Annotated in this window: 20 protein-coding genes; 18 read left to right on the plus strand and 2 right to left on the minus strand. The window is 65.4% G+C overall.

Annotation, left to right across the window (positions count from 1 at the left end; translation table 11 throughout):
• Window positions 1–94: 94 nt before the first annotated feature.
• Together AC1MEM_RS05365 and hrcA are read left to right on the plus strand one after the other, a co-directional pair.
• Window positions 95–811: an HAD family hydrolase gene (locus tag AC1MEM_RS05365; RefSeq protein WP_499475809.1), complete on the plus strand. Its 717-nt coding sequence runs from the start codon at window positions 95–97 to the stop codon at window positions 809–811.
• A gap of 75 nt (window positions 812–886) precedes the next feature.
• Window positions 887–1,909: a heat-inducible transcriptional repressor HrcA gene (gene hrcA / locus AC1MEM_RS05370; protein WP_499475811.1), complete on the plus strand. Its 1,023-nt coding sequence runs from the start codon at window positions 887–889 to the stop codon at window positions 1,907–1,909.
• A gap of 309 nt (window positions 1,910–2,218) precedes the next feature.
• Here the strand turns inward: hrcA and fur are convergent, their stop codons facing one another.
• Entirely contained in the window at window positions 2,219–2,653 is a 435-nt protein-coding gene (gene fur, locus AC1MEM_RS05375) for a ferric iron uptake transcriptional regulator (RefSeq protein WP_499475812.1), read from the minus strand.
• A gap of 79 nt (window positions 2,654–2,732) precedes the next feature.
• Between fur and AC1MEM_RS05380 the strand changes: the two genes are divergently transcribed.
• The 16 genes from AC1MEM_RS05380 to AC1MEM_RS05455 all read left to right on the plus strand — a co-directional run bounded on the left by AC1MEM_RS05380 (window position 2,733) and on the right by AC1MEM_RS05455 (window position 24,069).
• A complete protein-coding gene (locus AC1MEM_RS05380; protein ID WP_499475814.1) occupies window positions 2,733–3,368 on the plus strand; it encodes an outer membrane protein assembly factor BamE in 636 nt (211 codons plus the stop codon).
• Between the two features lie 10 nt (window positions 3,369–3,378).
• Window positions 3,379–4,188: a 4-hydroxy-tetrahydrodipicolinate reductase gene (dapB, locus tag AC1MEM_RS05385; protein ID WP_499475815.1), complete on the plus strand. Its 810-nt coding sequence runs from the start codon at window positions 3,379–3,381 to the stop codon at window positions 4,186–4,188.
• A gap of 4 nt (window positions 4,189–4,192) precedes the next feature.
• Window positions 4,193–4,519, plus strand: coding sequence for a barstar family protein (locus tag AC1MEM_RS05390; RefSeq protein ID WP_499475816.1), 327 nt, complete (start codon window positions 4,193–4,195; stop codon window positions 4,517–4,519).
• A 395-nt stretch (window positions 4,520–4,914) separates the two neighbouring features.
• A complete protein-coding gene (locus AC1MEM_RS05395; RefSeq protein WP_499475818.1) occupies window positions 4,915–5,685 on the plus strand; it encodes a hypothetical protein in 771 nt (256 codons plus the stop codon).
• Window positions 5,686–6,100: 415 nt separating this feature from the next.
• Window positions 6,101–8,758 (plus strand): leucine--tRNA ligase, encoded by a 2,658-nt coding sequence (gene leuS, locus AC1MEM_RS05400; RefSeq protein ID WP_499475820.1) that lies wholly within the window; start codon window positions 6,101–6,103, stop codon window positions 8,756–8,758.
• Window positions 8,759–8,761: 3 nt separating this feature from the next.
• Window positions 8,762–9,277: an LPS-assembly lipoprotein LptE gene (locus AC1MEM_RS05405; protein WP_499475822.1), complete on the plus strand. Its 516-nt coding sequence runs from the start codon at window positions 8,762–8,764 to the stop codon at window positions 9,275–9,277.
• Between the two features lie 16 nt (window positions 9,278–9,293).
• Window positions 9,294–10,307: a DNA polymerase III subunit delta gene (holA, locus tag AC1MEM_RS05410; RefSeq protein ID WP_499475823.1), complete on the plus strand. Its 1,014-nt coding sequence runs from the start codon at window positions 9,294–9,296 to the stop codon at window positions 10,305–10,307.
• 131 nt (window positions 10,308–10,438) lie between these two features.
• Entirely contained in the window at window positions 10,439–11,704 is a 1,266-nt protein-coding gene (locus tag AC1MEM_RS05415; RefSeq protein ID WP_499475824.1) for a glutamate-5-semialdehyde dehydrogenase, read from the plus strand.
• A gap of 14 nt (window positions 11,705–11,718) precedes the next feature.
• Window positions 11,719–12,132 carry a CopD family protein gene (locus AC1MEM_RS05420; RefSeq protein WP_499475825.1) on the plus strand — a complete coding sequence of 138 codons (414 nt, stop codon included), beginning with the start codon at window positions 11,719–11,721 and terminating at the stop codon, window positions 12,130–12,132.
• A 210-nt stretch (window positions 12,133–12,342) separates the two neighbouring features.
• Window positions 12,343–13,524 carry a THUMP domain-containing class I SAM-dependent RNA methyltransferase gene (locus AC1MEM_RS05425; RefSeq protein WP_499477569.1) on the plus strand — a complete coding sequence of 394 codons (1,182 nt, stop codon included), beginning with the start codon at window positions 12,343–12,345 and terminating at the stop codon, window positions 13,522–13,524.
• A 15-nt stretch (window positions 13,525–13,539) separates the two neighbouring features.
• Window positions 13,540–14,820 carry a multidrug effflux MFS transporter gene (locus AC1MEM_RS05430; RefSeq protein ID WP_499475827.1) on the plus strand — a complete coding sequence of 427 codons (1,281 nt, stop codon included), beginning with the start codon at window positions 13,540–13,542 and terminating at the stop codon, window positions 14,818–14,820.
• 264 nt (window positions 14,821–15,084) lie between these two features.
• Complete coding sequence (locus AC1MEM_RS05435; protein WP_499475829.1) at window positions 15,085–17,238, plus strand: HDOD domain-containing protein; 2,154 nt, start codon at window positions 15,085–15,087, stop codon at window positions 17,236–17,238.
• Between the two features lie 4 nt (window positions 17,239–17,242).
• Window positions 17,243–19,486 carry an EAL domain-containing response regulator gene (locus AC1MEM_RS05440; RefSeq protein WP_499475831.1) on the plus strand — a complete coding sequence of 748 codons (2,244 nt, stop codon included), beginning with the start codon at window positions 17,243–17,245 and terminating at the stop codon, window positions 19,484–19,486.
• Window positions 19,487–19,494: 8 nt separating this feature from the next.
• On the plus strand, window positions 19,495–21,051 hold the full coding sequence (locus AC1MEM_RS05445) for a tetratricopeptide repeat protein (protein WP_499475832.1): 1,557 nt from the start codon (window positions 19,495–19,497) through the stop codon (window positions 21,049–21,051).
• 298 nt (window positions 21,052–21,349) lie between these two features.
• Window positions 21,350–22,582, plus strand: coding sequence for a putative DNA modification/repair radical SAM protein (locus tag AC1MEM_RS05450; protein WP_499475834.1), 1,233 nt, complete (start codon window positions 21,350–21,352; stop codon window positions 22,580–22,582).
• Entirely contained in the window at window positions 22,579–24,069 is a 1,491-nt protein-coding gene (locus AC1MEM_RS05455) for a UdgX family uracil-DNA binding protein (protein ID WP_499477570.1), read from the plus strand. The genes AC1MEM_RS05450 and AC1MEM_RS05455 overlap by 4 nt, the downstream gene beginning before the upstream one ends.
• A 130-nt stretch (window positions 24,070–24,199) precedes the next feature.
• Here AC1MEM_RS05455 and AC1MEM_RS05460 read toward each other — a convergent pair whose 3' ends face one another.
• Window positions 24,200–25,348 carry a flagellar assembly protein T N-terminal domain-containing protein gene (locus AC1MEM_RS05460; RefSeq protein ID WP_499475835.1) on the minus strand — a complete coding sequence of 383 codons (1,149 nt, stop codon included), beginning with the start codon at window positions 25,346–25,348 and terminating at the stop codon, window positions 24,200–24,202.
• Window positions 25,349–25,352: the final 4 nt, after the last annotated feature.

Raw genomic sequence — 25,352 nt, forward strand, 5'->3', positions numbered from 1 at the left:
CACGCTGTCACCACCGCTCGCGGCTGCCCGGCGTGCACGTTTGCATTTCGTCGCTGGCCTCGCTATGCTGGTCCCTTCCACACGAGCCCCGCCGATGAAGCCTTCCCACCGCCGCCCCTGGCCCAAAGCCATCCTGTTCGACCTCGACGACACGCTGTGGCCGATCGCGCCTGTCATCGTGCAGGCCGAGCAGACGCTATTTGCCTGGCTGGCGAGCAACGCGCCGCGCGTGGCCGAACGGTTTACCATCGACAGCCTGCGCCATGCCCGGCTCGCGCTGCTGGCGCGCCGTCCCGAATTCCAGCTCGACCTGGGTGCGCTGCGCCGTGCCGGCCTGATCGCCGCTTTCGAACAGGCCGGCGAAGACGCGGACAAGGTCGAACTGGCGATGACCGAATTCTTTGCCGCCCGCAACGCCGTGATTCCCTACGACGACGTGCTGCCCGGCCTGCTGCGCCTGAAGGGGCGCGTGCTGGTGGGCTCGGTCACGAACGGCAATGCCGATTTGCAGACGATCGGCCTGGCCAACCATTTCCATGTTTCGGTGGCCGCGCCCAGTTTTGGCCGTGCGAAACCGGATGCAGCCATTTTCCACGCCGCCTGCGAGGCGCTGGGCGTGGCACCCCAGGACACCGTGCACGTCGGCGACGACCTGCTGCTCGACGTGCAGGGCGCCCAGCGCGCCGGGCTGCGCGCGGTCTGGATGAACCGTACCGCCAGCCGGCGCCACCTGGAAGAGGGCGTGCAGCCCGATGCGACTGTCGCCGACATGGATGGGTTGCTGGACTGGCTCAAACGCGAACACACTTGAGCGCGCGCTCGGCCCACAGCGCTGGGCTGAGGGTGCATAATAGATACGCAACCATTCTGCGCGCCACCACTCCCCATGCAACTTGAACCCCGAGCCCAAACCCTGCTGAAAGCCCTTGTCGAGCGCTACATTGCCGACGGGCAGCCGGTCGGGTCGCGTGCGCTGTCGAAAATCTCCGGCCTCGACCTGTCGCCGGCGACGATCCGCAACATCATGGCCGACCTCGAGGAAATGGGCTATGTCGCCAGTCCCCACACCTCGGCCGGCCGGGTGCCCACGCCGCGCGGCTACCGCCTGTTCGTCGACACGCTGCTGACGGTCCAGCACTTCGATAACCAGCACGGCGTCGACGCCGAGCGCATGCGCCTGCCAGCCCAGCAGCCGCAAAAACTCATCGCCAACGCGGCGCAGATGCTGTCCTCGCTGACGCAATTTGCCGGCGTCGTGCAGAGTCCTCGGCGCGAGTCGGTGTTCCAGCAAATCGAATTTTTACGCCTGTCCGAAAAACGCATCCTGCTCGTCATCGTTGACCCGCGTGGCGACGTGCAGAACCGCCTGCTGCTGACCGAAGTCGACTACACGCCGGTGCAGCTGGTACAGTCGGCCAATTACCTGAACCAGAATTTCGCCGGCCTCACCTTCGATGAGGTGCGCCACCGCCTCACGCACGAATTGCGCCAACTGCAGCACGACATCGGCGGCCTGATGCAGACCGCGGTGGAAGCCGGCAGCGAGGCGATGGCCGAAGGCAGCGAAGAGATGGTCATTTCGGGCGAACGCAATTTGCTGTCGGTGTCCGACCTGTCCTCGAACATGAGTTCGCTGCGCCAGATGTTCGAGATGTTCGAGCAAAAGACCGGCCTGATGCAATTGCTCGACATGTCGAGCAAGGCCGGCGGCGTGCAGATTTTTATCGGCGGCGAGTCGAAACTGGTGCCGATGGACGAGATGAGCGTGGTGACCGCGCCGTATGAGGTCAACGGCAAGATCGTCGGCACGCTGGGGGTGATCGGGCCGACGCGGATGGCGTATGAGCGCGTCATCCCCATCGTGGATATCACGGCGAAATTGCTGTCGAATGCCCTGAGCAACTCGTAGAGCGTGTGAAAAAACTCCAGGGCAGCCATGGAGGATTTTTTCACACGCTCGCAGGGTGGGCACTCCGTGCCCACGCGGATGCTGGCGTCACGTTGGCTGATATAGGATCGTGCCGCCCGCGAAACGACTACGCTCACAAATGATCATTGCAAACGCTTGCTTGATGCTGCCGGCGTCGATACGAATCCCGCTAACCCTGCGCCACTTCCCGCGTGGGCACGGGGGTGCCCACCCTACGGTAATGCACATGCATCCGAAACAAAAAACGGCGCCAATGGCGCCGTTTTTCATTGCGAACGCAATCCGCGCTTAACCGCCATGACGGTGCGGACAGGCCGGCTTGATGCAATTGCCGTAAATCGCCAGCGCGTGCTCGGCGATTTTGAAACCGCGCTCGCTGGCGATCTTGTTCTGGCGCGATTCGATTTCTTCGTCGAAGAATTCCTCGACATGGCCGCAATCGAGGCAGACCAGGTGGTCGTGGTGCGAGCCGGCGTTCAGTTCGTAGATCGCCTTGCCGGTTTCGAAGTGGTTGCGGTTCAGGAGGCCCGCCTGCTCGAACTGGGTCAGCACGCGATAGACGGTGGCCAGGCCCACGTCCATGTTTTCAGCCAGCAGGATCTTGTAGACGTCTTCCGCCGTCAGGTGCCGCACTTCGCTGTTCTGGAAAATTTCGAGGATTTTCAGGCGTGGCAAGGTAGCCTTCAGGCCGCTCGCCTTCAGGTCGGTGGGACTGTTACTCATGTTTGTTACTCGTAGATGGGCGGAGTGCTTTATGATATAGCGTTTTGATAGCTCCCGCTTAAACGTTTTGAGGTTACTTATGCGCGTGTTTGATGCCGTTGTTCATCGTTTCCAGCCCCAGGCCCTGCTCGCCGCTGGCCTTGCCTGCACGCTGGTACTGTCCGGCTGCGCGTCATGGCGCAACCAGACCAAGCCGGCCGCACCGGTGAACACGTCCGCGGCTGCCCTCGAGGCGGATGCCGGCAAGTCGGCGTCGCTGGCCAATGCCGGTGCGCAAACGACCGAGAGCACGAAGCTGCAGAAATTCCTGTGGATCTTTTCGCCCTACCGCCCGGACATCCAGCAAGGCAATTTCGTCTCGCAAGAAATGCTGGACCAGCTGAAAGTGGGCCAGACCCGCGAGCAGGTGCGTTTCCTGCTCGGTACGCCGCTGCTGATGGACATGTTCCACGCCGACCGCTGGGACTACCCGTTCTATCTTGCGCGCGGCAATGGCGAGCTGACCACCAGCCGCGTCACCGTCTACTTCAAGAATGACGTGGTCGAGCGTTTCGACGGCGGCCACCTGCCGACCGAGCGCGAATACATCGCCCGCATCGCCGGCCCGATCAAGAATGTCGCCAAGGATGCGAAAAAGGCCGAAGCCGCCGCGACCGCGCGTCCGGTCGAGCCTTCGAAGGCCGCCACGCCCGCCACTTCCTCGAACACTCCGTAATAAAACTGTCATGACCCAACTGAAAATCGCGGTTGCCGGCGCCAGTGGGCGCATGGGCCGCATGCTGGTCGAGGCGATCGCCGCCGCTCCCGATGCCGTGCTCGCCGGCGCCCTCGATGTCGCTGGCTCCCCCTTCATCGGCCACGACGCCGGCGCCTTCTCGGGCCAGCTGACCGGCGTGACGATCGAGTCGGATATGTCCCGCGCGCTTGCCGGCGCCGACTGCCTGATCGATTTCACGCGACCGGAAGGCACGCTGCAGCACCTGGCGTACTGCGCCGAGCATGGCGTCAAGATCGTGATCGGCACCACCGGCTTCGATGAAGCCGGCAAGGCAGCAATTGCCGCCGCCGCCGAAAAGACCGCCGTGGTCTTCGCGCCGAACATGAGCGTGGGCGTCAACGTCACCCTGAAACTGCTGGAAATGGCAGCCAAAAGTTTTGCCGAAGGCTACGACATCGAGATCATCGAGGCGCACCATCGCCACAAGGTCGACGCGCCGTCCGGCACCGCCCTGAAGATGGGCGAAGTCATCGCCGACGCCCTGGGACGCGACCTGAAGGAATGCGCCGTCTACGGCCGCGAAGGCGTGACCGGCGAACGCGATCCGTCGACGATCGGCTTTGCCACCGTGCGCGGCGGCGACATCGTCGGCGACCACACGGTGCTGTTTGCCGGCACCGGCGAACGCATCGAAATCACCCATAAATCGAGCAGCCGCGTGACCTACGCCCACGGCGCCCTGCGCGGCGCGCGTTTTATCGCCGACAAGGCGAATGGCCTGTACGACATGCAGGACGTCCTCTCCCTGAAAGGCTGATCCAATGGCAGTGGCAGAACTGAACGGCGCGGCGATCGTCAACGAAGCGAGTTTCCTGGCCGAGAGCCGCCGCGCTTTCGGCTTTCATACCGCCTCGGGCGACACCATCGACACCTGGGTCGATTGCCTGAGCTACCTGCGCGACGACGAGAACATGACCAAGTTCCGCCTGCAGCCGGACGAGGTGCTGGAAATCGTCATCACCGACAGCGGCGCCCTGCGTTCGCGTTTGCCGGACCTGATCGACGAGATCGTGTTCTGCGTCGGCGGCATCAACGAGCGTTACGAGGATTACGGCGAAAAGCCGGCCCTCGAACTCGTGCTGCGCTGATCGGCTTTGCCGCCCCGGACCGTTTGCCTGCAAACGGTCCGGGGCCTGGCCCGTATCGGTCGGCCCATGACTTCCCTTGCCTTTGCCTGCAAACGGCCCGGAACCTCGCCCGTAGGATGGACACTTGTGTCCATGCGGACCATACAGACCGATAACAGCACAGCAGCAGCTCCACCAACCCATGCATGTCCAACACACGCCAAATTCCGCGCATGAGGCGGCTCGGCAAGGCGCTGCCGTTCGAGGGTGCCCCGCCCACGGCGCGACTGCTCTGCTGTATTTGTACAACAGATATTATTTCTTTATAGAAATAAAACTTGTCCTGTGAGAAACTTCCGATCAGTTCGTTGCGCCGCGTTTCCGGAACCCGGCCTCGTCCACTTCGGGAGAAAACCATGTTCGTCGTCTGGGGAAAGAAACCGGTCTATCACAGGCTCGGCTATGTTGCCCACTTTTGCCCGATCTGCCGCGGACTCAAGCCCTTCGAGATCAAGCGCGTCGGCTCCGCCGGTCACATCTATTACCTGAGTGTTGGTTCCGGCGAACTGGTCGGTTACGAGCGCACCTGCCAGGAATGCGGCACCGGGCTGCAGGCCGAGCCCACGGACCACGCGGCCATCGCCCAGCGCCTGGCGCCGCTGCCCGAACTGATCCGCGAAACCTTTCCGCAGCTCGAGCAGGTATTCGCTGCCAGGCTGGCGCTCGAGGAGCAGATTCGCTGCAATCCGGCGGCCTTGTCGGCGGACGATCGCCAGGCGCTGATTCGCAGCCCCTTCCTGCTGATGTCCGCGAAAGTCGACCAACGCTTCGCCCGGACCCATATCGACATGGGCCTGGGGCTGGCGATCGCGGGCGCGGTCGCCATGACGATCTTCGGCCCCGGCATGGTGCAACTGGTGGCCCCTGGCGCCGACAGCGCAAGCCTGGTGCTGGCCTTCCTCGGCCTGGGCCTGGCCGGCATCCTCTGGCAAGCCATCGCCGCCCGTCCGCGCTTCGTGCGCCGCGCCGTCCTGCCGGCGCTGGCCAGGGCCCTGCGCCCCTTGAAGCCCACGCAGCACGAGCTGGAATCCATCCTCGCCGAGCTTGGACAGTTGAAGCACAAGATCGCCAGGCGCATCGATGTGCCGGAGCTGCAGTCGCAACTCGGGGGCCGGGCGAGGGCCTGACGGCAGGTTTTTCGTCAACGCCAGCCCGCAGCCTCACCCGTAGGATGGGCACTTGTGCCCATGCGGACCGGAGCTACCGATAGCAGGGCAGGCAACAGCCCCACCGGCGTTCGCATACGAGATCTCCGGCGTACGGGGGGCGTTGCCTGTGCCGTGCGTGGTCCGCATGATCCGCATGGGCACTTGTGCCCATCCTGGGGTTTGCGGCGTCAAAGTCGCCCCGTCGCCCCATCCCGCCGCGCTTCGCCGCTGTGCAGGACGAACCAGTATAATGTTCTGCTAAAGCGCCTGACAAAGCCCCCATGCCTGCGTTGCGTCGTCTTGCCGTACTAGCGTACTGTCTTCGACGACGCGCCTTGGCCTGGCGGCTTTGTCAGCCGCTTTCCACTCCCTCCAATTCCGTCCGCAGAACATCATGCAAGATAAATATAGTCCCGCCGAAGTTGAACAGGCCGCGCAGGCGTACTGGAAGTCGATCGATGCCTATAAGGCCGTCGAGCACGACCCACGTTTCCCGAAGGGCAAGTACTACGCCTGTTCGATGCTGCCTTACCCATCCGGCAAGCTGCACATGGGCCATGTGCGCAACTATACGATCAACGACGTGATGTACCGCTACCTGCGGATGAACGGCTACAACGTGCTGATGCCGATGGGCTGGGACGCCTTCGGCATGCCGGCCGAGAACGCGGCGATGGCCAATAACGTGCCGCCGGCCGAATGGACCTATTCGAACATTGCCCACATGCGCGGGCAGATGGAGTCGATGGGCCTGGCCATCGACTGGTCGCGCGAAATGACCGCCTGCAAGCCGGAATACTACAAGTGGAACCAGTGGATGTTCCTCAAGATGCTGGAAAAAGGGATCATCTACCAGAAGACCGGTACCGTGAACTGGGACCCGGTCGACCAGACCGTGCTCGCCAACGAGCAGGTCGTCGACGGCAAGGGCTGGCGTTCGGGCGCGCCGATCGAAAAGCGCGAAATCCCGATGTACTACGTGCGCATCACCGATTACGCCGACGAGCTGCTCGATTTCGTCGACAACAAGCTGCCGGGCTGGCCGGAGCGCGTGCGCACCATGCAGACCAACTGGATCGGCAAGTCGGTCGGCGTGCGCTTCGCCTTCCCGCACGTGATCATGGACGATGCCGGTGAGCTGATCAACGAGGGCAAACTCTACGTCTTCACGACCCGCGCCGACACCATCATGGGCGTGACCTTCTGCGCCGTGGCGCCGGAACACGCGCTGGCCCAGCACGCGGCAAAAAACAACCCCGAACTGGCTGCCTTCATCGCCGAATGTAAACTCGGTTCCGTCATCGAAGCCGACATGGCGACGATGGAGAAGAAGGGCATGCCGACCGGCCTGTCCGTCACGCATCCGGTCACCGGCGAGCAGGTGCCGGTCTGGGTCGGCAACTACGTCCTGATCACCTATGGCGACGGCGCCGTGATGGGCGTGCCGGGCCACGACGAGCGCGATTTCGAATTCGCCAAAAAATACGACCTGCCGATCAGGCAGGTGGTCGCCGTCGAAGGCCAGGAATACTCGCTCGACGCCTGGCAGGAGTGGTACGGCGACAAGGAGCACGGACGCACGATCAACTCCGGCAAATACGACGGCCTCGATTACACCGCGGCCGTGAACGCGGTCTCGGGCGACCTCGCCGCCCAGGAGCTGGGCGACAAGAAGGTCACCTTCCGCCTGCGCGACTGGGGCATCTCGCGCCAGCGCTACTGGGGCACGCCGATCCCGATGATCCACTGCGCCGAGTGCGGCGTGGTACCGGTGCCGGAAGCCGACCTGCCGGTCGTGCTGCCCGAGCACCTGGTCCCGGACGGCACCGGCAACCCGCTGAACAAGGACGACGCCTTCCTGAAATGCGACTGCCCGAAGTGCGGCAAGCCGGCGCGCCGCGAGACCGACACGATGGACACCTTCATCGACTCGTCCTGGTACTACATGCGCTATACCTCGCCGGGCTCGAACGACGCCATGGTCGATGCGCGCAACGATTACTGGATGCCGATGGACCAGTACATCGGCGGCATCGAACACGCCGTCATGCACCTGCTGTACGCGCGTTTCTGGACCAAAGTCATGCGCGACTTCGGCCTCGTGAAATTCGACGAGCCGTTTGTGAACCTGCTCACCCAGGGCATGGTGCTGAACGAGACCTATTATCGCGACGACGCATCCGGTAAAAAAACCTGGTTCAATCCGGCCGACGTCGAGCTGACCTTCGACGACAAGGGCCGTCCGCAGAGCGCGGTCCTGAAGGCCGACGGCCAGCCGGTCGAAATCGGTGGCACCGAGAAGATGTCGAAGTCGAAGAACAATGGCATCGACCCGGCAGCGCAAATCGAGCAGTACGGCGCCGACACCGCGCGCCTGTTCACGATGTTCGCTTCGCCGCCGGAGCAAACGCTGGAATGGTCGGACAGCGGCGTCGAAGGCGCGAGCCGCTTCCTGCGCCGCGTCTGGGCCTTCGCCTATGCACAGCGCGAGCGCATCGCCGCCGCACTGGCCGGCCAGCAGCAGGGGACCCCGGGCGGCGCTCCGCTGGAAGAAGCCCATAAAACGCTGCGCCGCGAAGTGCACAAGGTGCTGCAGCAGGCCGACTACGACCTGAAACGCATCCAGTACAACACGGTGGTCTCGGCCTGCATGAAGATGCTCAATACGCTGGAGTCGGCCAAGCTGGCCGAAGGCGTGGCCGGCGACGCCGTCATCGCCGAAGGCCTGTCGATCTTCCTGCGCATGCTGAACCCGGTGGCGCCGCACATCACCCACGCGCTGTGGCAGGAACTCGGCTACGCGAAGGTGTATGGCGACATCCTCGACGTGCAGTGGCCGGAAGTCGACGCGCAAGCGCTGGAGCAGGCCGAGATCGAGATGATGATCCAGGTGAACGGCAAGCTGCGCGGCTCGGTCAAGGTGGCCAAGGATGCCGACAAGGCGTCGATCGAAGCAGCGGCGCTGGCCTCGGAATCGGTCCAGAAGTTCATCGAAGGCACGCCGAAGAAGGTCATCGTCGTGCCCGGCAAACTCGTCAACATCGTGGTGTAACCCATGCGCGCTCATTTCCCAACCCTTGCGCGCGCCGTGGCCGCGCTGCTGCTGGTAACCACGCTGACCGCCTGCGGCTTCCACCTGCGCGGTTCGGACGGCTCGTACAACATGCCTTTCACCAGCATCTACCTGGCCTTCCCGGACACTTCGCCGCTGGGTAATGAGCTCAAGCGCAACCTGCGCGCCATCGACCATGTCGTCATCTCGCCGACCCAGGAGGGTGCGCAGGCGCGCTTCGAAGTGCTGTCGGAGGCGCGCAACAAGGCGATCCTGTCGCTGAACAACCTGGGCCGCGTGCGCGAATACCTGCTCACCTACACCCTGGTGTTCCAGGTGCGCGACGCGACCGGCAACCTGTTGCTGGGCCCGACCGAGATCACGCTGCGCCGCAACCTCGCCTTCAGCGAAGAGGCCTTGCTGGCCAAGGAAGGCGAAGAAGCGCTGCTGTACCGCGACATGCAGTCCGACCTGGTGCAGCAGATCATGCGCCGCCTGGCTGCCCTCAAGCCACAATGAGCGCAGTGAGGAAGTAATGCAATTAAGGCCTGAGGCGCTCGAGCCCCATCTGGCGAAGGGGCTGGCGCCGCTGTACGTGATCACCAGCGACGAGCACCTGCTGGCGCTGGAAGCGGCGGATAAAATCCGCCGCGCCGCGCGTGCGGCCGGCCATACCGAACGCGACGTGCTCACCGTCGAGCGCACCTTCAAATGGGGCGAGCTGCTGGCGGCGAACCAGGCGCTGTCCCTGTTTGGCGACAAGAAGCTGATCGAACTGCGCATCCCGAGTGGCAAGCCCGGCAAGGACGGCAGCGCCGCCCTGCAGGCCTATGCCAAGGACCTCAGTCCCGACAATCTCACCCTGATCACGCTGCCGAAACTCGACTGGCAGACGGCCAAGGCCTCGTGGGTGGCTTCGCTGCAGCAAGCCGCGATCTACATCGAGATTCCGAACGTGGAACGCGCGCAGCTGCCGGGCTGGATCGGCCAGCGGCTCGCCGCCCAGGGGCAGAGCGCGGACCGCACGGCACTCGATTTCATCGCCGACCGCGTCGAAGGCAACCTGCTGGCGGCGCACCAGGAGATCCAGAAGCTGGGGCTGTTGCACGAGCCGGGCAAGCTGAGTTTCGAGCAGGTGCAGGACGCGGTGCTGAACGTGGCGCGCTACGACGTGTTCAAATTGTCGGAAGCGATGCTGGCGGGAGATCCTGCCCGGCTGGCGCGCATGCTCGAGGGGCTGAAAGGGGAGGGCGAGGCGCTGCCGTTGGTGTTGTGGGCCGTCTCCGAAGAAATCCGCACGCTGTTAAAATTGAAAGCCGGGATGGCGCAGGGGCGGCCGCTCGGCGCGCTGCTGAAGGAATACCGGATCTGGGGGCCGCGCGAACGGATGATGGATCCGGCGCTGCGCCGCATTTCCCTGGCTACGCTGGAGGCCGCGCTGCAGGAGGCGGCGCAGGTGGACAAGATGGTCAAGGGATTGCGCGCGAAGGCGTTCGCGGGGGATGCGTGGGATGCGATGTTGCAGCTGGCCTTGAAGGTGGCCAGGTAAATCATTCGCTCGTGCACTGCCGGCCGTGTGCTGTTTTATCGAACGTCGCGTCTGCTCATCGTTCACGCGTGGGCATGCCCACCCTACACGTTCACGCGTGGGCATGCCCACCCTACATGGAAACCAATACAATGGACATTACCGACTACATGCACACGCTGGGCCGCAATGCCCGCACCGCCTCGCGTGCGATGGCGCGCGCCGACGGCGCGACGCGCAACCGCGCGCTGCTCCTGATCGCCGAGGCGATCGAACGCGAAGCGGCGTCGCTGTCCGCCGCGAACCAGCTCGACCTCGACGCCGCCCGCCTCGCCGGCCTGGCCCCCGCGCTGCTCGACCGCCTGGCGCTGTCCCCAATCGCGATCACGACCATGGTCGAAGGCCTGCGCCAGATCGCCTCGCTACCCGATCCGATCGGCGAGATCTCCAACATGAAGTCGCGCCCGAGCGGCATCCAGGTCGGCCAGATGCGCGTACCGCTGGGCGTGATCGGCATCATCTATGAAGCGCGCCCGAACGTGACGGTCGACGCAGCGGGCCTGTGCATCAAGAGCGGCAACGCGGCCATCCTGCGCGGCGGTTCGGAAGCGATCCACTGCAACCGTGCGCTGGCCAAACTCGTCACCGAAGGCCTGGGTCAAGCCGGCCTGCCGCTGGACGCCGTGCAGGTGGTGGACACCGTCGACCGCGCCGCCGTCGGCGCCCTGATCACGATGCCGCAGTATGTCGACGTCATCGTGCCGCGCGGCGGCAAGGGTTTGATTGCGCGCCTGATCGAGGAAGCCACGGTCCCGATGATCAAGCACCTGGACGGCATCTGCCACGTCTACATCGACGACAAGGCGGACTTTGCGAAAGCGCTGCCCATCGCCTTCAACGCCAAATGCCACCGCTACGGCACCTGTAATACGATGGAAACGCTGCTGGTCGCACGCTCGGTGGCCCCGGCCGTGCTGCCGCAGCTCGCTGAACTCTACAAGACGAAAGAAGTCGAGCTGCGCGCCGACGAGGAAGCGCGCGCGATCCTGGCCGGCTATCCGCACCTGGTGCCGGCCGTCGAGGAAGACTGGAGCACCGAATACCTGGCGCCGATCCTGGCCGTGAAAATCGTCGCCGGCCTGGAGGAGGCGATGGACCACATCGACCGCTATTCGTCGAAGCACACCGAAGCGATCGTCACGGAAGACTACAGCGCGGCGCTGCGCTTCCTGCGCGAAGTCGACTCGGCGTCCGTGATGGTGAACGCCTCGACCCGCTTCGCCGACGGCTTCGAATACGGACTCGGTGCCGAGATCGGCATCTCGAACGACAAGCTGCACGCGCGCGGACCGGTCGGGCTGGAAGGGCTGACCTCCCTGAAATACGTCGTGTTCGGTCACGGCGAAGTTCGCAATTAAAAACAAGGGACCGCATGTACCTCTGGATCAAAGCCTTCCACATCGTCTTCATCGCCTCCTGGTTCGCCGGCCTGTTCTACCTGCCGCGCATCTACGTCAACCTGGCGCAGGAAACCGACGCCGCCGCGACGACGCGCCTGCTCGGCATGGCGCGCCGCCTGTACCGGTTCACCTCGATGCTGGCGATTCCGGCGCTGGTGCTGGGCCTCTGGCTATGGCTGGGCTTCGGGATCAAGGGCGCCTGGCTGCATATGAAACTGGCGCTGGTGCTGCTGGCGATCGGCTACCATCATGCCTGCGGCTCGATCCTGAAGAAATTCGAGGCGGGCGTGAACCAGCGCAGCCACAAGTGGTTCCGCTGGTTTAACGAAGTGCCGGTGCTGCTGCTGACGCTGATCGTGATCCTGGTGGTCGTCAAGCCCTTCTGATCGCGGTGTGCCACGGTACGACCGCGTGGGCGGAGCCCACCCTACGGATTATGGCTGTTCGTAGGGTGGGCTCCGCCCACGCGGTCTCGCCCTCTGAACACCGCAACAACATCCACACCTGAAGCGGCGGCGCTTCCGGTGTTTTTAATTTTTCACTAACGGACAAAGGGTACCCCCATGACCTCCTATTTTTGCCCCTGCCCGCGCGGCATGGAAGCGGCGCTGGCCGAAGAACTCACTGAAATCGCGGCAGCGCACAGCCCGACACTGAAAGTCCACAACCAGGTCCCCGGCGGCGTGCACTGCTCCGGCACCCTGGTCGACGCCTACCGCGTCAACCTGCACTCGCGCATCGCCTCGCGCGTGCTCATGCGCATGGGCCAGCGCAGCTACAACAACGAAAACGATATCTACGACCTCGTGCTCGAGCAGCCCTGGGAAGACTGGTTCGGCGTCGACCACACGATCCGCGTCGACGTCACGGCCGTCAAATCCCCGTTGAAAAGCCTCGAATTCACGACCCTGAAAATCAAGGACGCGATCTGCGACCGCTTCCGCGACCAGTTCAACAAGCGTCCTTCGGTCGACACGCGCGAACCCGACATGCGCATCGTCGGCTTCCTCGACGCGCGCAACTTCATCATCTACCTCGACACCTCGGGCGAGGCGCTGTTCAAGCGCGGCTGGCGCGAAGAGACGGGCGACGCGCCGCTGCGCGAGAACCTGGCGGCCGGCATGCTGCGCGTCTCGGGCTGGAAACCGGGTACGCCGCTGTTCGACCCGATGTGCGGTTCGGGCACGATCCTGATCGAGGCGGCGCAGATGCTGCAGGGTATCCCGGCCGGCGCCCGCCGGCGTTTCGCGTTCGAGAAGTTTGCCGACTTCGAGCGCGAAGCCTGGCAAGAGATGAAGGCGGCGATCAAGGCCAATCCGCTGCCGGCCGAGCCGACGATTTTCGGCTCCGACATCTCGGGCGACATGGTCGAGATGACCCGCCATAACCTGAAAATCGCCGGCATCGAGTTCGACGTACCGCTGAAGCAGATCGAGGCCCAGCACGTGAGCCCTCCGGTCGAAGGCCCCGGCATCCTGCTGACCAATCCGCCCTACGGCGAGCGGATCGGCGTGCGCGGCGACTCGACCATGGCGCCGGACGAGATGGCCGTCTCCTTTTATTCGGCGCTCGGCACCACGCTCAAGCAGCGCTTCGCCGGCTGGACCGTGTTCCTGTTCACGGCCGACCTGTCGCTGCCTAAACTGCTGCGTTTGAAGGAAGCGCGCAAGACGCCGTTCTTCAACGGCGCGCTGGAATGCCGCTTGTTCCGCTTCGATATGGTGGCGGGCTACAACCGCCGGGAAGAGGCGAAGCCGAAGTCGCCGCAACAGGACTAAAGGAACGACTCACCGATGCTGCCGCCGACCGAACCCGACCAGCTGCCGAAAGATCCCGTCATCCCGGTGCCGTTGCCGGCGCCGCACAAGATCGTCATGCTGTCGGCCGGCGGCCTGGCGACCCTGCTGGCGGGATTGTCGATGCTGGGCCCGTTCTCGATCGACGCTTATTTGCCGGCCTTCCCGCAGATCATGGCCAACCTGCACGCATCCTCCATCGAGGTGCAGCAGACCCTGACGGCCTACATGCTCGCCTTTTCCGGCATGGTGCTCTGGCATGGCGCGCTGTCGGACGCCTTCGGGCGGCGCAACGTGATCCTCGTCGCGCTGGTCGTGTTCGCGATCGGTACCTTCGGCTGCGCGGCCGCTTCTACCGTCCACTACCTGTGGGTGTTCCGCATCATGCAGGGGGTGTCGGCCGGGGCCGGCGTCGTGGTCGGGCGCGCCATCATCCGCGACCTGTATTCGGATGCGCCGGCGGCGCGCCTGCTGTCGATGGTGACGATGATCTTCTCGATCGCACCGGCCCTGGCGCCGGTGCTGGGCGGCTGGATCGTCACCTGGTTCGACTGGCGCGCGATTTTCCTCGCGCTGTGCGTCTACACGCTGGTGCTGGGCTGGGTGTGCTGGAAGCACCTGCCGGAGACGGTGCCGCCATCGCAGCGCCAGCCCTTCAATCCGCGCTTCCTGGCGCAGAGCTATGGCGCAATCTTCAGCTCCTTCCTGTTCCACATGAAGGCGGGCGTGACGGCGCTGAACTTCGCCGGCCTGTTCCTCTACATTACGGCCTCGCCCGTGCTGCTGCCGGTGCACCTGCACCTCGGCCCCTCGCAATTCGCCTGGCTGTTCGTGCCGACCGTGAGCGGGATTTTCCTCGGCGCGATGGCGGCCAACCGCCTGGCCGGCAAGAAGACCTTCGCGCGCCAGATCGGGATCGGTTTCGTCTTCATGCTGGGTGCCGTCGCCTTCAATGTCGGCTACCACCTGTTTTTTCCGCCGGCGCTGCCCTGGACCGTGCTGCCGATGTTCTTTTATACCTTCGGCAGTTCGCTGATCGCGCCGGGTGCCACGCTGCTGGCGCTCGACCTGTTCCCGCACATCCGCGGCACCGTCGCTTCCTGCCAGTCCTTTGTCTCGACGCTGCTGGGCGCGATCGTCGCCGGCATCATCGCGCCGGCGCTGTCGCATTCGGTGCTGGCGCTGGCGCTCGGCCAGGCCGGCTTTGCGCTGGCGGCGCTGGCGTGCTGGCTGACCTCGCGCCAGTACCGGCGCGTGCTCGCGCGCCGGGCCAGCTAGGCAAGAAACACCTGCCCATGCCACGCTTGTTGGTAGCTGGGCAATAAAACGTCCCGTCTATACATCATCCATTCAGGAAAAAGACATACTTTTAACAGAAAGTATTGTTCCCGATCAGAAATGTATATATGCTAAGACGGCTTTTTGATCTAGATCAACACCAAGAATTGCCGTCTTATCCAGAGATGCATGATTGTCATGTCGTGGTAGCCCTGTCCGGGAATGCCACCCCCGAAACTTCGTACCGTGGCGTCGCTTGAGACAATGCACCAACCAGACCAGGATATTCGCAATCGCCTGCTGATTGCCCGGCTGCCGGCGATGCCGCAGATACTCATCAAGTTGATCGAGCATCTGCAGGCCGACGACCTTGGCATGCCGGAATTGGCCGCGCTGATCGCGAACGACGCGGGCATGACTGCCAAACTGCTGGCCGTCGCCAGCAGCTCGGCCTATCACCGCGCCGGCCGCGGCGTGAACCTCGAGCACTCGCTCGTGGCCCTCGGCACCGACATGATCAAGACCCTGGTCATCAGCGACTCGGTCTTCCAGACATTTAACAGTTTCCCGCACTCGGGCAGCACCGACCTGCGCGCTTTCTGGAAGCGCTCGCTCTCCGCCGCCGTGCTTGCACGCGACATCGCGCGCCGCATCGACTACCCGCACCTGGAAGAAGCCTACCTGGCGGGCCTCTTGCACAATGTCGGGCGCCTCGCGCTGCTCGCCACGGCGCCGAAGGAATACGCGTACAACTTTACCGCGCGCGACGACGAAGACCTGTGCGCCGTCGAACAGCGTACGCTGCAGATCACCCACGCCGAAGCCGGCGCCTGGCTGATCGAGCGCTGGCAGCTCGACTCCTTCCTCGCCGACGCCGTGCTGTACCACCACGAGTCGAGCGAGCGCCTGGAGTCGGCCCATCCCTTGATTCGCATCGTGCGCCTGGCGCACCTGATGTCGCACCACGCGATTGATGAAGCGGCGCTCGCCGACGGCGCCGCCCTGTGCGGGCTCGACGCCGGCGAACTCGGTCCCATGCTCGCCAGCGCCGCGCGCCAGGTCGACAAGGCCGCGATCCACCTCGGCATCGACCTCGCCGGCGCCGACGACATCCCGGCCCCGCCCGCGTATGCCGCGCCGGTGCTCGACCCGGTCCAGCAGCGCCTGTCGGAAGAAGTGCGCAACCTGGTGCTGGTGTCGGAAGTAGGGCAGACCTTCGCGCGCCAGCAGGGCGAGTCCGACCTGCTCGAATCGATGACGCGTTCGGCGCGCATCCTGTTCGACTTCGATAACACCGTGATCCTGCTCGAGAACCCGACCGGGCAAATGCTGGTCGGCGCGCCCGGCGGCGCAGCCCAGCGCATCGCCGAATTCGCGATCCCGCTGAACAAGGGCGGCCCGGTCGCGGGAGCCGCCCTGGAGCGGCGTCCGGCCTATGTGCAGCGCGAAGGCCAGCCGCTGGGCCTGGCCGAAGAGCAGCTGTTCCGTATGCTCGGTACCGACAGCATGGTCTGCCTGCCGCTGGTGGCCGGCAGCCGCTGCCTGGGCGTGATGGTGGGCGGGATTAAAGCCTGGCAGGTCGCCGGCTGCCAGAAGCGCGAGCGCTTCCTGCAGTCCTTCGGCGCGCAAGCGGCCACCGCCCTGGAAACGGCCCTGTCGGAGCGCGGCAACGCGCGCCGCCAGCTGGCCAGCGTGGCCGACGAATACCGCGAAGCCTCGCGCCGCGTGGTGCACGAGGTGAACAACCCGCTGTCCATCATCAAGAACTACCTGAGTGTCCTCGACAGCAAGCTGGCGCGCCAGGAACCGGTGGCCACCGAGATGTCGGTGCTGAATGAAGAGATCGACCGCGTCGGCCAGCTGATCGGCGGCCTGGCCGAACTCAAACCCCAGGAAACCGGCCCGCGCCCGCTCGACGTGGCCAAGGTGGTCGACGACGTGGTGCGCCTGTTCCGCGCCGGCCAGTTCGTGCCGAACAGCGTGCAGATCGCCACCGCGATGGGCGAGGACGCACGCCTGGTCGAGGGCGACGCCGACCTGTTGAAACAGATCCTCGTCAACCTGGTCAAAAACGCGGTCGAAGCGCTGTCGGTGAGCGGCGGCGGCCGCATCGAGATCGTCAACCGCGGCCACGTGCACCGCGAGCGCACGCTGTATGTCGAGCTGGCCGTGACCGACACCGGGCCGGGCCTGTCACCGGAGGTGATGGCGAACCTGTTCTCCAAGGTGCGCAGCACCAAGGATGGCGCGCACCGGGGCCTGGGCCTGTCGATCGTGCACGGGTTAGTCAAAAAACTGAATGGCCAGATCGCCTGCCGCAGCGGCAGGGGCGGCACCGCATTCGAAATCCTGCTGCCGGCGTGGTCCGGCGCCAGCGCCACGCCGTTTCTTCCGGCGCGCGCTGTCGGTTCTGTATAAGGTCATGATGAACGAGTATCGCCCTGCTGGAGAAGCGGCTTTGTCCAATCTGCACGGAGAGACCGCACACCTGCCGCGCCTGTTGTTGGTGGATGACGAGCCGCGCCTGCTCGCCTCGCTCCACGAGCTGCTGCGCGACCGCGGCTTCGACCTCACCACGGCGAGCTCCGGCAGCGAAGCCATCGCCCACCTGTCGCGCAGCCGCTTCGACCTGGTCCTGCTCGACCTGCGCCTGCCCGACATCGGCGGCCACGAGATCATGGACTTCATGAACGAGCGGGCCATCGACGCCAACGTGATCGTGATGAGCGGCGAAGTCGGCATCGACGCGGCCATCGGCGCCCTGAAACGCGGCGCCTACGATTACCTGCGCAAGCCCTACAGCCGCGAAGAGCTGATGAAAACGGTAGGGAATGCGCTCGAACAGCGCCGCCTGGCCGTCGCCAACACGCGGATGGCGCAGCAGCTGGAAAACTCCGAGAAGATGTACCGCTACCTGGTCGACAGCTCGCCGGACATCATCTATACGCTGAACCACGAAGGCCGCTTCACCTTCGTCAACGACCGCGCCTACCAGCTGCTCGGCTTCTCGCGCGATGAACTGATCGGCAAGCATTACTCGATCCTGGTGCACGACGAAGACCTCGAGCGCGCGCGCTATGTCTTCAACGAGCGCCGCGTCGACGAACGCGCCTCGCGCAACGTGGAACTGCGCCTGAAGTGCCGCGGCGCCAGGAGCAACAGCGGCGAGCGCACCTTCAACAACACGCTGATGACGATTTCGCTGAACTCGATCGGCATGCACGTGCCCGACAGCGAAGTGCAGAAGCTCGAGTTCTTCGGCACCTATGGCGTGGCGCGCGACATCACCGACAGGAAGCGCGCGGAAGAGGTCATCTCGTACCAGGCTTACCACGACATCCTGACGGATTTGCCGAACCGGATCCTGTTCAAGGACCGCCTCGGCCTGGCCGTGATCCAGGCCAAGCGCAAGCTGACCGAACTGGCCGTGATGTTCATCGACCTCGATCGCTTCAAACTGGTGAACGACACGCTGGGCCACGTCAAGGGCGACGAACTGCTGCAGCAGGTGGCGGTGCGTTTGAAAGACTGCCTGCGCAAGGGCGATACGCTGGCGCGCCAGGGCGGCGACGAATTCACGATCGTGCTGCCGGAACTGCGCGACCGCGACGATGCACGCATCATCGCCGACAAATTCCTCGAAAGCCTGCACCGCCCGTTTGACCTCGATGGCCACGAAGTGCACATCTCGGCCTCGATCGGCATTGCGATCTACCCGGGCGACGGCGAATCGATCGACGAACTGCTGCGCCACGCCGACATCGCGATGTACCAGGTCAAAGCGCTGGGCAAGAACGGCCACAGTTTTTATCACGACTCGATGCTCGACGTATCGCACCAGAAGATCGCGCTGGAGCAGTCGCTGCGCCGCGCGCTCGAGCACAACGAGCTGGAGATGTACTACCAGCCGCAGATCGATTCGACCAGCGGCCGCATCATCGGCGCCGAGGCGCTGATGCGCTGGAACCATCCGACGCGCGGCCTGCTGTCGGCCGGGGAATTCCTGCCCTTCGCCGAAGAGAATGGCCTGATGCTGCCGATCTCGGACTGGATGATCGGCGCCCTGTGCCGCGATATGCTGCAGTGGAACCTGGCCAGCGGCCAGGCGGTACGCCTCTCGCTGAACCTGTCGCCGCAATACCTGGACCGCGGCGACTTCTTCGAAAAGATGCGCGGCGCGCTGGTGCGCTACGGGATCTCGCCGGCCCAGATCGAAGTCGAGATCACCGAGAACATCTGCATCCGCAATCCGCAGTACGCGATCGAGCAGCTGAATAAACTCTGCCAGCTCGGGGTGTCGGTCGCGATCGACGACTTCGGCACCGGCTACTCGTCGCTCTCTTACCTGCACCGCTTCCCGATCCACACGATGAAGATCGACCAGTCGTTCGTGAAGGAGATTCACGACGCGGACGGGCATTATCCGGTGATCCTGGCGATCATCTCGATCGCGCGCGGCCTGAACCTGCACCTGGTGGCCGAAGGCGTCGAGACCGAGACGCAAGCGGACTACCTGCGTTCCAACGGCTGCGAGACGATGCAGGGCTATTTGTTCCATCGCCCGATTTCGCTCTCGAGCTTTATCGGCGTGCTGCGCGCCCAGGCGCCGCTGGCGGTGGCCGCGCAGCCCGTCGTCTTCCCGACACCGCGCGCGCTGCGCGCCTGACCGGCGCCATGGACAGCGCGACCGTGCCCGGGCTCGGTGCCGGTGAACGCCACACGGTTGAGTTCCTGCGCGTAAAAGGGCTGGCCGAACGCGGCAACGCCGGCGCCCAGCACAGCCTCGGCTTCATGTATGTCAACGGCCAGGGCGTGCCGCGCAACGACGAGCTGGCCGTCGACTGGTACCGCAAGGCCGCCGCCGCCGGCCTTGAACAGGCCCAGTACAACCTCGGCGTCATGTACCAGAAAGGCCAGGGCGTGGCCCAGGACCACGCGCAGGCGCTGTACTGGTACCGCTGCGCGGCCGACCAGGGCTATGCGCCGGCCCAGTACAACCTCGGCTGGCTGTATGCGAAGGGGCAGGGCACCGCGGCCGACGTCGGGCAGGCGCTGCACTGGTTCAGCGCCGCCGCCGGCCAGGGCGACCCGGGCGCCCAGCACAACCTGGGCATGATGTTCGAGGGCGGCAAGGGCGTGGCCCAGGATATCGATGCGGCGCTGTCCTGGTACCGGCGCGCGGCCGAGCAGGGCTATGCGCGTTCGCAGTTCGCGCTGGCGCTGCGCTACGACGGCGGCCAGGGCGTCGCGCGCGACCCGGGGCTGGCCCTGTACTGGCTGCGCCGCGCGGCGGACCAGGGCCACGCGCCGGCCCAGTTCAACCTCGCACTGCGCTTCGACAAGGGCCAGGACGTCGAGCAGGACAGCACGCAAGCCATCGAGTGGTATCAACGCGCGGCCAACCAGGGCCACGCCAGTTCCCAATTCAACCTCGCCCTGATTTTTGATAGCGGCCACGGCGTGCCGCGCGACGAAGCGGCCGCCTTGATGTGGTACCGGCGCGCCGCCGACCAGGGGCATGCGGCGGCCCAGGACAACCTCGGGCTGCGCTACGAGCATGGCCAGGGCGTGGAGCGCGACGCGGCGCTGGCGGCGCACTGGTACCGCCAGGCCGCAGCCCAGGGCCTGCCCGCCGCCCAGTACCACCTGGGCCAGCTGTACGACAACGGCAATGGCGTCGAGCACGATCTGGCGCAGGCGGCGCACTGGTACGCGCAAGCGGCCGGGCAGGGCCATTTGCGCGCCCAGTTCGACCTCGGCCTGCGCTATGAAGCCGGCACCGGCGTGGCGCGCGATGCGGCGCAGGCGCTGGCCTGGTACCGCCGCGCCGCCGACCAGGATTACGCGCCGGCCCAGCACATGGTCGGCCTGCTGCTCGAACGCGACGAGGCCAGCGACCCGAGAGAGGCGGCGCACTGGTACCGCAAGGCGGCCGACCAAGGCCACGCGCTGGCCCAGTTCGCGCTGGCGCTGCGCTATGACAGCGCGCATGGCGTCGAGCGCGATTACGAGGCCGCGCATTTCTGGTACCTGTGCGCCGCGCGCCAGGGGCATGCGCGCGCGCAGTTCAACCTGGGCGTGATGTATGCGACGGGGCAGGGCGCGCAGCGTGACCTGCTCGAGGCGCACGGGTGGTTATTGCGCGCCGCGGCGGCCGGGATTCCCGGCGCGGCGCCGTACCTCAAACGGATCACGTCGCGCATGAGTGCTGCGGAACTCGAACTGACGTAGGGTGGGCATGCCCACGCGTACGTGCTTATAAAGACCCGGCGAGCACCGGAGACCGCCGGCGTATGCGCAACACGCAGGGTTTCGATTGCTCAACCGTGCGAACGCGTGGGCATGCCCGGTGAAGCCGTCATCGAGGCCATTGGCCACGATGACCCCGTACGTTACGCGACGGTTCCCGAATCCGGTTGATCTACCGGCGCGCGGCCTGAACCGGCTTTGTCCCGCCCCCAATCCCACGGGCGCGCCGTACCTACCCGGACTGGCTTATACTGTACGCCCATACAGTTTCTCCACTCCGATGAAACTTTCCGACAAGCTCGAAATCCTGGCGGACGCCGCCAAATACGATGCCTCCTGCGCGAGCAGCGGGGCGCCGAAGCGTGCTTCCGACGGCAATGACGGCGGCATCGGCGCCACCACCGGCATGGGCATCTGCCACAGCTATACGCCGGACGGGCGCTGCGTCTCGCTGCTGAAAATCCTGCTCACCAATTTCTGCGTCTACGACTGCCAGTACTGCGTCAACCGCCGTACCTCGAACGTGCCGCGCGCACGCTTTTCGGTCGAGGAAGTGGTCAAGCTGACCCACGATTTTTACCTGCGCAATTACATCGACGGCCTGTTCCTCAGTTCCGGCATCATCCAGTCGAGCGACTACACGATGGAACAGCTGGTGGCCGTCGCGCGCACCCTGCGCGAAGTGCATCATTTTCGCGGCTACATCCACCTCAAAACCATCCCCGACGCCGACCCGCTGCTGATCGCCGAGGCCGGCCGCTATGCCGACCGGCTATCGGTGAACATCGAGCTGCCGACCCACGACAGCGTCACCCGCCTCGCGCCCGAGAAAAACGTCCACACCATCAAGCTGGCGATGGGTTCCATTCGCCGCAAGCTCGACGAAAAGGCCGAGGAGCCGAAGGCGCCGTCCTTTGCCCCGGCCGGGCAGAGCACGCAGATGATCGTCGGCGCCGACGCCAGCGACGACCAGACCATCCTCAACACGGCCGAAACCCTGTACGGAAGCTATAAGCTCAAGCGCGTGTATTACTCGGCCTTCAGCCCGATCCCGCAAAGCCCGGACAGCGTGCCCCTCGCCCCGCCGCCGCTCTTGCGCGAGCACCGCCTGTACCAGGCCGATTTCCTCCTGCGCAGCTATGGTTTTACCGTGGGCGAGCTGATGCCGGCGGCCGGCAACCTGGCGCTCGACGTCGACCCGAAGCTGGCCTGGGCACTGGCCAACCGCGACCACTTCCCGATGGACCTGAATCGCGCCGAAGCCGAAATGATCGCGCGCGTGCCGGGCATCGGCTTGCGCAACGCCAAGCGCATCGTCGACCTGCGCCGCCTGCGCCGGGTGCGCTGGGAAGATCTGTCGCGCCTGCGCTGCAGCATGAAGAAGATCGCGCCCTTCGTCGTCACCGCCGACTACAAGCCGGCGCAGGGACTCGCCAGCTCCGACCTGCTGCGGCGCCATTTGGGGGCGCCGCAGGAGCAGATGAACCTGTGGCCCGAGCTGAAGGCGGCATGAACGCGGCGGCCAGGGTTGCCGCCGGCCAGCCGCTGGTGGTGTCCAGCTTTCCCGAGTGGCGCACGGCTGCGCGCGACCTGCTGATGCACGATGTGGCGCCTGAACGCGTCACCTGGAACGAGCCGGGCGCGCTTGCCGACGATTTGTTCTCGGGTGCGCCGGACCCTGCGCCTTCTGTCGATAATGTGCCTGCCGGGTTGGTCCCGGTAAAACAAGCACCGCCGCATTTGCTACGCATCCCACGCGCGCTGATGGACATGCTGCAGTCGGCCGCCTGCTGCCGCGTGCCAGAGCGCTGGGCCTTCCTGTACCGGGTGATCTGGCGCTGGCAGCACGGCGAGCACGACGTGCAGTCGCCGGCCGATGCCGACGGCGCCAAGCTGCATGCGATGGTCAAGGCGGTGCGCCGCGAGGAGCACGACATGCATGCCTATATCCGATTCCGCGAGCGTCCCGCCGATGCGGGGCCGCCGCGCTTCGCCGCCTGGTTCGAGCCGCGCCACGACGTGCTGCCCCAGGTCGCCGAACATTTTAAAGACCGCATGGGCGGCGTCACCTGGATGATCGGCACGCCCGAGGCCAGCGTACTGTGGGACGGCGCCACGCTGCACCATACCGGCCCCCTGATGTCGAGCGCGGCCGACCTGGACGACGCGGGCGAGGCGCTCTGGCTGACCTATTACCGCAGCATCTTCAATCCCGCGCGCGTGAACGCCCAGCTGATGCAGAGCCATATCCCGTCGCGCTACTGGAAGAATTTGCCGGAAGGCGCGGTCGTGCCCGCGATGGTCAGCAATGCCGAGCTGGGCGCACGCAGCACCGGCCAGGCGCAGGAGGTAGGCCGTAAAAGCGGCAGCACGATCCCGATCGCCCCCGCCGATGCCCAGCCCGAGCGCCAGCAGCCCTCGAAGCTCGACGAATGCCGGCGCTGCGAGCTGTGGCAGTACGCCACCCAGGCCGTGGGTGGGGAGGGGCCAAAAAAGGCGCAGATCATGCTGGTCGGCGAGCAGCCGGGCGACCAGGAAGACCTGGCCGGCAAGGCCTTTATTGGACCCGCCGGCAAGCTGCTGGACCGGGTGTTCGAGGCGGCCGGGCTGGAGCGGCGCGAGATTTACCTGACGAACGCCGTCAAACATTTCAAGTGGGAGCCGCGCGGCAAGCGGCGCCTGCACAAGACGCCGGCGCAGCGCGAGGTGGAGGCGTGTCACTACTGGCTGGACAAGGAGCTGGCCTCGGTGAAGCCGAAGGTGATCGTCGCGCTGGGTGCGACGGCTTTAAAATCCGTGCTCGGGAGCGGCAGTGCGAAGCTGGGCGAATCGCTCGGCAAGGCGATCCGCCACGGGGACCGCTGGGTCGTCACCGTCTACCACCCCTCGTACATCCTGCGCGTGCCGGATGAAGAGGCGAAGCACGCGGCGTTCAAGGTGATGGTGGATGGGTTGAAGCTGGCGCAGTCGTTATTGGATAAACGGCCGGAAGAGCCGTAGGGTGGGCTCTCGAGCCCACGCGGTCGTACCGTTGCGCCCCGCACGGTAACCGGACGCCGCATCGGCCCGCATACGGTGTACCGCGTGGGCACAAGTGCCCACCCTACGGTACGCGACGGCCCCGGGCTGATCACCGCCCCGGCATCACGGCGACGTCGAACCGCACCATGTCGCCGGCGCTGACCTGCCGCGCGGCCGCCGGCGGCGTCACCGTCCCGATCGCAAACCCCGGCTGCACCTGCACGATCGCCAGCGTCCCGACCGGCGTCTCGACGGTCCCGATCGGCGCCAGCGGATCGGCGCCGTACACCTGCTGGCGCGGGTCCGCCCGATAAATCACCAGCTGGTCCCCCGGCGCCACCGACGAGGTGCCGCCGGCGTCGATGACGACCCGTTCGCCCTGCACCTGCACCACCTTGGCCATGAAGGGCAGGGCAGCGATATCGGCCGCGATCCCGGCGATGCCTTCATCGAGTGCGCGCAGGATCGCGCCGCCGAAAGGGGTGGCGGCAAAGCTGGCGCTGCCGAAGGGTTTATCCCGTCCGACGCGCCGTTCGCCGACCTGTTCGACCAGCGCCGAGCGGCGCGCCAGCAGCACGCCGGTCAGGCCGTCGTGCACATAAAATGCGATTTCGATGCGGCGCGCATCCTTGTTGACCAGCCCGAAATACGCCGGCTTGTCGAAATTGCCGGCGTCGATAATCTCGCCGGACACCACGAACTGGCCCTCGTACATGGTGGCGATGCGGCGCACGGCCGCCGTGTCCGCGCTCGGGCCGTGCACGCCCGGCGAGATCACGTACGGGCTTTCCTTGCCGAGGAATTGTCCGCCGGCCGTCATGCGCCGCAGCAGTTCCTGCGGCAGGCGCACGGCGATGTCGTCGACGTCGTCGAGCTGGGGCGAGCGGCGCACGTGGAAGGGCGTGACGACGATTTTCTTCTTGTAGCCGAGATTGACGCTGCCGCGCGGGCGCGCATCTTCTTCTTTGACGGCGATGCGCACGTGCAGCACCTGGCCGGTCTGCCATTCGCGCAGCACGGTGTAGCGCTCGAAGTCGGCCGCCGGCTGGACGCGGCTGCTCTCGAAGGTCGTGCCGCGGGTGGATGCGCCGGCGGCGACGTCGACGCGGGCGCCGCTGCGCAGGCCGAGCTGATCGAGGGCATCGCGAATCGCGGTTTGCCGTGCATGCGCCAGGTTGCCGTTGGCGACCGCGGCGACGCCTTCGGCCTCGAGCGGCGCGGCGAAAGCAGGGAGGGAACACTGAAGGAGCAGCGCCACTAAG

This window comes from Telluria sp. AIW5 (genome assembly GCF_056680575.1).

Coding starts and splice junctions, on each gene's coding strand:
- AC1MEM_RS05365 (WP_499475809.1), top strand. CDS start 95: ATGAAGCCTTCCCACCGCCGCCCCTGGCCCAAAGCCATCCTGTTCGAC.
- hrcA (WP_499475811.1), top strand. CDS start 887: ATGCAACTTGAACCCCGAGCCCAAACCCTGCTGAAAGCCCTTGTCGAG.
- fur (WP_499475812.1), bottom strand. CDS start 2,653: ATGAGTAACAGTCCCACCGACCTGAAGGCGAGCGGCCTGAAGGCTACC.
- AC1MEM_RS05380 (WP_499475814.1), top strand. CDS start 2,733: ATGCGCGTGTTTGATGCCGTTGTTCATCGTTTCCAGCCCCAGGCCCTG.
- dapB (WP_499475815.1), top strand. CDS start 3,379: ATGACCCAACTGAAAATCGCGGTTGCCGGCGCCAGTGGGCGCATGGGC.
- AC1MEM_RS05390 (WP_499475816.1), top strand. CDS start 4,193: ATGGCAGTGGCAGAACTGAACGGCGCGGCGATCGTCAACGAAGCGAGT.
- AC1MEM_RS05395 (WP_499475818.1), top strand. CDS start 4,915: ATGTTCGTCGTCTGGGGAAAGAAACCGGTCTATCACAGGCTCGGCTAT.
- leuS (WP_499475820.1), top strand. CDS start 6,101: ATGCAAGATAAATATAGTCCCGCCGAAGTTGAACAGGCCGCGCAGGCG.
- AC1MEM_RS05405 (WP_499475822.1), top strand. CDS start 8,762: ATGCGCGCTCATTTCCCAACCCTTGCGCGCGCCGTGGCCGCGCTGCTG.
- holA (WP_499475823.1), top strand. CDS start 9,294: ATGCAATTAAGGCCTGAGGCGCTCGAGCCCCATCTGGCGAAGGGGCTG.
- AC1MEM_RS05415 (WP_499475824.1), top strand. CDS start 10,439: ATGGACATTACCGACTACATGCACACGCTGGGCCGCAATGCCCGCACC.
- AC1MEM_RS05420 (WP_499475825.1), top strand. CDS start 11,719: ATGTACCTCTGGATCAAAGCCTTCCACATCGTCTTCATCGCCTCCTGG.
- AC1MEM_RS05425 (WP_499477569.1), top strand. CDS start 12,343: ATGGAAGCGGCGCTGGCCGAAGAACTCACTGAAATCGCGGCAGCGCAC.
- AC1MEM_RS05430 (WP_499475827.1), top strand. CDS start 13,540: ATGCTGCCGCCGACCGAACCCGACCAGCTGCCGAAAGATCCCGTCATC.
- AC1MEM_RS05435 (WP_499475829.1), top strand. CDS start 15,085: ATGCACCAACCAGACCAGGATATTCGCAATCGCCTGCTGATTGCCCGG.
- AC1MEM_RS05440 (WP_499475831.1), top strand. CDS start 17,243: ATGATGAACGAGTATCGCCCTGCTGGAGAAGCGGCTTTGTCCAATCTG.
- AC1MEM_RS05445 (WP_499475832.1), top strand. CDS start 19,495: ATGGACAGCGCGACCGTGCCCGGGCTCGGTGCCGGTGAACGCCACACG.
- AC1MEM_RS05450 (WP_499475834.1), top strand. CDS start 21,350: ATGAAACTTTCCGACAAGCTCGAAATCCTGGCGGACGCCGCCAAATAC.
- AC1MEM_RS05455 (WP_499477570.1), top strand. CDS start 22,579: ATGAACGCGGCGGCCAGGGTTGCCGCCGGCCAGCCGCTGGTGGTGTCC.